The following is a 5451-nucleotide window of genomic DNA, read 5'->3' as shown; positions in this document are numbered from 1 at the left end:
AAAAAGGGTTGCGTAATCGAACGGGAGTGCTAAAATAGGGGTAGCAAGAACATGAAGTGTTTGAGCATGTTTTCTCGGTGTTGGGGCTTTTGGGGGAACAATGTCTAATCAAATTAGTCCAGCCAACCGACCGTCCGATGTGTACGAAGCGGCTTTGCTGCCTGAAGCGCCGCAGTTTTTCCATGAGGCATCCACTAATCCGTTGGCCGTAGCGGGGATTCAACGCAATCGCCTAGAGCTGGATATTTCTTTGAGCTGTGCGCCTCAGTCGCTTGAAATAGATGTGGATGCCTACATTGCTGAGATTGCACCTGAGCTGGGGATTGCCCGCGGTAAAGCGTTGGAGTATGTGGAGGTCGGCATCCAGCTAGCCCTCATGCCTCGCCTGGGTGCTTTCGTCAAGGCTCGTGCTCACTTGCCTTTTCGGCATCTGCTCACCATCGCCCGCGCAACGGCGCCGCTGCAAAACCCAGAGGTGCGCGAGGTCGTAGAGGAAGAGATTGCGCGCTTTGTTATTCCTCGCAGACAAGGTGAAGTTCTCCGAGGAATTCGTAGTCTGCACAAGTTCTTGCAACAGGTAATCGAGCAAATTGAACCCCAGCTGCGTCCGAAAAATCTTCCGGGGGACGTTGACCCGCTACTTCCCGCCGGTGAGCGCGAGATAGTGGGGGAGAGCATCGGTTTTGAAGAAGGCGACAACTTCGCGGAAGTTTTCATGGAGCTGGAAAAGACCCGCGCTCTCGAATTCAAGACCACTCTCCAAGCTATCTCAACCTCGGCGGGCTGTACCCGTGTCGAAGCTCTAACGCATCTCATCCGTGGCACCGCGGAGGCGAAGGTCGTTCTCAACCTGTACTGTCCCGCCACCGAGGAACGCCCGCGCACGGCTTGGCTTGGTGGTGTGGGGTGGATTTCGCAGTTGGCAACGCAGGCGTGGATTGACAAGGTTACGCATATCCGCTTGCTTGCCGACGAATCTGCGGAGGGCTACACCCCAACCGAAAGTCAGCGGGCGTACATCCAAGGCCTTGACGGGACATGCCGCTTCCCCGGCTGCGATGTCCCAGCGGAATTCTGCGACATTGACCATATCGAGCCCTACAACAAGGAAAACCCAGCCGAGGGTGGGGCAACAGAAACTCCTAACCTCCACTGCCTCTGTCGCCGACACCACAACATGAAAACGGCTGGGCTGTGGAATGTTGCACGGGATCGAGATGGTGTGGAACTTTGGACGTCGTCAAGCACGGGCAAAAAGACGGTGAGCATGGAAGATGGGCCGCTCGCCGGACATGGGCGCTACACCTTTGACAAGCGCGGTCTGCGGATGACGCAGGCACTGGAAGAATATAACCAGTACCGCCAAGAGCTGATTGAGCAATCACAGAAATTGGTCGAGGAAGCACGCAAGGGCGAAGACACTGACTCGCCCGACACTGACTCGCCCGACACTGATTCACCCAACCCGCAAGACCCGCCGAGCATGGATGAGTTTGGTTTCTGACCAGGGGGTGTGTAATAATTTCCAGGTTGTCTTTATAGGCAGCTTTACCTGTTTCGGGCATGAACCGGCCGAGCGTCCCTCTGTGGGAAAGCGCCGCCAGGGTCCTCTGTCTATGCAAAAAGTAAAGGAATAAGTTTCCATGAACATTCTTGACAAGGTTGATGCAGCATACCTGCGCGACGACATTCCGGAGTTCCGCGCTGGTGACACCGTCGAGGTCGACGTAAAGATTGTTGAAGGTAAGACCGAGCGTATTCAGGTCTTCAAGGGCGTCGTTATCCGTCGCCAGGGCGGCGGCATCCGTGAGACCTTCACCGTCCGCAAGATGTCCTTCGGTATCGGCGTTGAGCGTACCTTCCCGGTGCACTCCCCGAATATCGATGAGATTCGCGTTGTCTTCAAGGGCGACGTTCGCCGTGCGAAGCTGTACTACCTGCGCAACCTGCGCGGTAAGGCTGCACGCATCAAGGAGCGCCGCTAGTCTTTTGGCGCAAAATAATCCCCATCGAGTGTTGAGCTCGGTGGGGATTTTTCTATCGCGTATAGTCTTTTTCCATGACCGACGACGATTCGCGCGAACAGGCTGACGGCCAAAAAGAAGACCGTACTGATGGCTTGAAAGGCTTCCGGAAACTTGGCGAGGAGCCTGAAAAGCACACTCCGTGGTACATCGAGATTCCAATCATTATCGTGATTGCCCTGCTCATCAGTGCCGGTGTGCAGTCCTTTATCGGCCGCGTCTACGTGATCCCATCTGAGTCGATGCAGCCGACGCTCAACGGTTGTGCGGGGTGCACTGGTGACCGCATTTGGGTGGATAAGGTTTCCTACCAGTTCTCAGATCCCAAGCCCGGCGATGTTGTTGTCTTTAATGGCCCGGAGTCCTGGAATAGTAACTACGTGTCACAGCGTTCAACTAACCTGGTGGCGAACTCGCTGCAGACGGTTGGGTCCTGGATTGGCCTTGTTGCACCGGATGAAAATGCGTTGGTCAAGCGTGTGATTGCCACGGGTGGTCAGACTGTGCAGTGCCGCCCAGGAGATCCCGGCATCATGGTAGACGGCAAGATGACAGACCAGGATTTCATTAAAACTCCGGCAGACAAGCCGGTGGTGGATAATCTTGGCTCAGAGCAGTGTGGTGGCCCGTACTTCGGGCCGATAACAGTGCCGGAGGGGCATCTGTGGGTCATGGGCGACAACCGCACCAACTCTGCGGACTCTCGCTATCACATGGGTGACGAGCTGCAGGGTACTGTGCCGCTGGATAACGTCGTCGGCAAGGTGCAGGCAATCATTCTGCCGTTTAACCGAATCGGTGGCGTCGATGATCCGGACATCCAGCACAACTAAATCCAGCACAACTAGCCTGCCCAGTCTGCTGGCGCTGCCGGCGCCGAAACTACGGAGGTTGAAGCAGGCGCGCACGATGGAAGTCGCGCTGGCAAAGCGCGGCTTTGGACCTGTAGCTGGGGTCGACGAAGCTGGCCGCGGCGCCTGTGCAGGCCCGATAGTTATCGCCGCCTGCTGCCTTCCCGAACGCCCTATCGCAGAACTGGATAAGCTCACCGATTCTAAAAAGCTCACGCCGGCCGCACGCGAACGGCTCTTTCCGCTCATCCAACGCTTCGCCACCGCTTTTTGCGTGACGACGATCCCCGCGTCCTACATCGACCAATTCGGCATCCAGGACGCGAATGTCACTGGAATGCGCCGCGCGGTAGCCGGGTTGGGGCAGCGTCCTGGCTACGTGCTTACCGACGCACTCAAGGTGTCCGGCTTCACGGCACCCTATTTGCCCGTGATTGGCGGTGATTCCGCTTGCCGATGTATTGCTGCTGCGAGTGTCTTAGCCAAAGTCACCCGCGACCGCATTATGGTTGACCTATCGGAGAAGTATCCGGACTATGGTCTGGCGGGGCATAAGGGCTACGGCACGGCATCGCATATGGAAGCGATTTCGCGCCATGGCGCGACCCCGGAACATCGGTGGTCATACCGCAATGTGCGCTTGGCGCACGCGGAGTATCTTGAGCACCCCGAATAGACCAACATGTACAAAAAGAGCAACATGTAAACACTCGAAGGAGCCGTCGCGGTCGTGAGCGCAGAAGATCTAGAAAACTACGAGGCCGACGTTGAACTATCTCTGTACAAGGAGTTCCGCGATGTCGTTAGTCAGTTTTCCTACGTTGTTGAGACGGAGCGTAGGTTCTACCTTGCCAACGCTGTGGAGCTAATCCCGCACAACAGCGAAAACGAGGTCTACTTCGAGCTGCGGATGTCGGACGCCTGGGTGTGGGATGTCCACCGCCCGGCACGATTTGTCCGCTACGTGCGCGTCATCACTTTCAAGGACGTCAATATCGAGGAACTGGATAAGCCTGACCTACGACTGCCGTAGCTTTTATAGCTTCTCATCTCTTGGTATAGCTAGCTGCTAACAGTTATCCACAGTCGAAAAATTATCCACAGTTAGGGCCTTCCGAGCATCTATCGGAAGGCCTTTGTCATGCCCGCTGTGCAAGAGTGTTTCCGAACCGCCAAGGCGGCAAAAGTCTAGGCAGCAAATAGCCAAAGAAGAATTCAATGGGGAACCAGGGGGACCGGGGCTATGACACAGGACTTCGAAGAACTGACTACAAGACAGCTCGGCGCGTTCGGGGAGGATTTCGTCGCTGAGATGTTGGAGGATCAGGGGTGGGAAGTTATTGCTCGGAATGAACGCGTCGGGCGCTATGAGCTCGATCTTATTGCTGAAGACGTCGACGGCCGGCTGCATTTTGTGGAAGTAAAAACGCGGCGCAGTTCGCGAAGTAGTCAGTTTGGGGACGGCAGAGAGGCAATCACAGCAGCCAAGATTCGTCATTTGCGCAAAGCAGCGGCACGGTGGCTGTCAGAAAGCTCCACCTACTGGTTAGATGCCGTAATTATCGACTGCGCAGAAGTCACCGTATCCAGCCCTTCATCCAGTCCTCCGGTCGTAGCGGTTACGTACATTCCCGCAATCTGCGACGGAATCATGTGGGACTGCTAGATGACTGTCGGTACAGCCCTTGCGGTCAGCCTCAGTGGCATTGAGGGAACAATTGTGCAGGTCGAAGCTGACGTTGGGCGTGGCTTGCCAGGAATGTATATCGGTGGGCTCGGCGATGCCGCCGTCGGAGAAGCCAAGCATCGCGTGCGCACGGCAGTTGCCAACTCACAACTGCTCTGGCCGAAGACAAAAGTCGTTGTGAGTTTGTCGCCGGCGCATATCCGCAAGCACGGCACCAGCTTTGATCTCGCCATCGTCTGCGCCATCCTTATCGCAACCAACGATGACATGGAGGCACGCGGTCGCCTCCGTCAGACGGTTCTCATTGGCGAACTCGGGCTCGACGGTTCCATTCGGCCGGTGCTAGGGGTGCTACCGCAGGTCCTTGCCGCCCGCGAAGCTGGAGCCCGTTGGGTTATCGTCCCCGCCGCCAACGCCGCCGAAGCCGCGCTTGTCGACGGCATCGCAGTCTGTACCGCAGCTGACCTCACACAGCTATGGGGTTGGGTGCTCACCGGATCGGGTTTGAGGACCGCGCTTAACGACGACCCCAGCGAACAAACCTTTTCGGTAGACCTAGCCGATGTCGATGGTCAATCTGAAGCGCGCTTCGCTCTCGAGGTAGCCGCAGCAGGTGGGCACAATCTGTTCATGCAGGGTTCTCCGGGAACTGGCAAGTCCATGCTTGCTGAGCGTTTGCCCACAATTCTGCCACCATTGCAGAAGTGGCAGCAGCTGGAGGTTACCGCGCTGCATTCGGTGGCCGGAGCGCTCGATAATAGGGACACGCTTGTCCAGCATCCGCCTTTTGTGGCTCCACATCACAGCGCCACTGTGGCAGCGCTAGTCGGAGGTGGTGCCGTGCCCAAGCCCGGCGCGCTTAGCCTTGCCCACCATGGGGTGCTCTTTT

7 protein-coding genes are annotated in these 5451 nt (G+C 56.9%); all 7 read left to right on the top strand.

Annotation, left to right across the window (positions count from 1 at the left end; genetic code table 11):
• Positions 1-100 precede the first annotated feature (100 nt).
• The gene (locus HMPREF3011_RS06135) at positions 101-1504 is read left to right on the top strand and encodes an HNH endonuclease signature motif containing protein (RefSeq protein ID WP_222867216.1); all 1404 of its coding nucleotides are present in this window, start codon (positions 101-103) and stop codon (positions 1502-1504) included.
• Between the two features lie 139 nt (positions 1505-1643).
• A complete protein-coding gene (gene rplS / locus HMPREF3011_RS06130; RefSeq protein ID WP_038628660.1) occupies positions 1644-1985 on the top strand; it encodes a 50S ribosomal protein L19 in 342 nt (113 codons plus the stop codon).
• A 74-nt stretch (positions 1986-2059) separates the two neighbouring features.
• Entirely contained in the window at positions 2060-2857 is a 798-nt protein-coding gene (gene lepB, locus HMPREF3011_RS06125; RefSeq protein ID WP_038628662.1) for a signal peptidase I, read from the top strand.
• Complete coding sequence (locus tag HMPREF3011_RS06120; RefSeq protein ID WP_080972877.1) at positions 2832-3551, top strand: ribonuclease HII; 720 nt, start codon at positions 2832-2834, stop codon at positions 3549-3551. Before lepB ends, HMPREF3011_RS06120 begins: the two co-directional genes overlap by 26 nt.
• Before the next feature lie 54 nt (positions 3552-3605).
• The gene (locus HMPREF3011_RS06115; protein WP_005509529.1) at positions 3606-3908 is read left to right on the top strand and encodes a DUF2469 domain-containing protein; all 303 of its coding nucleotides are present in this window, start codon (positions 3606-3608) and stop codon (positions 3906-3908) included.
• 210 nt (positions 3909-4118) lie between these two features.
• Positions 4119-4541 carry a YraN family protein gene (locus tag HMPREF3011_RS06110; protein WP_052155602.1) on the top strand — a complete coding sequence of 141 codons (423 nt, stop codon included), beginning with the start codon at positions 4119-4121 and terminating at the stop codon, positions 4539-4541.
• The coding region (locus tag HMPREF3011_RS11405) for an ATP-binding protein (protein ID WP_246821442.1) at positions 4542-5451 on the top strand (910 nt) is incomplete at its 3' end. It lies immediately after the preceding gene.

Origin of the sequence: Corynebacterium sp. HMSC074C04, from assembly GCF_001838295.1 — a bacterium.
Lineage (GTDB): Bacteria > Actinomycetota > Actinomycetes > Mycobacteriales > Mycobacteriaceae > Corynebacterium > Corynebacterium amycolatum.
The sequence above is the reverse complement of the archived record's forward strand: the minus strand, read 5'-3'. Positions and strand labels throughout refer to the sequence as shown.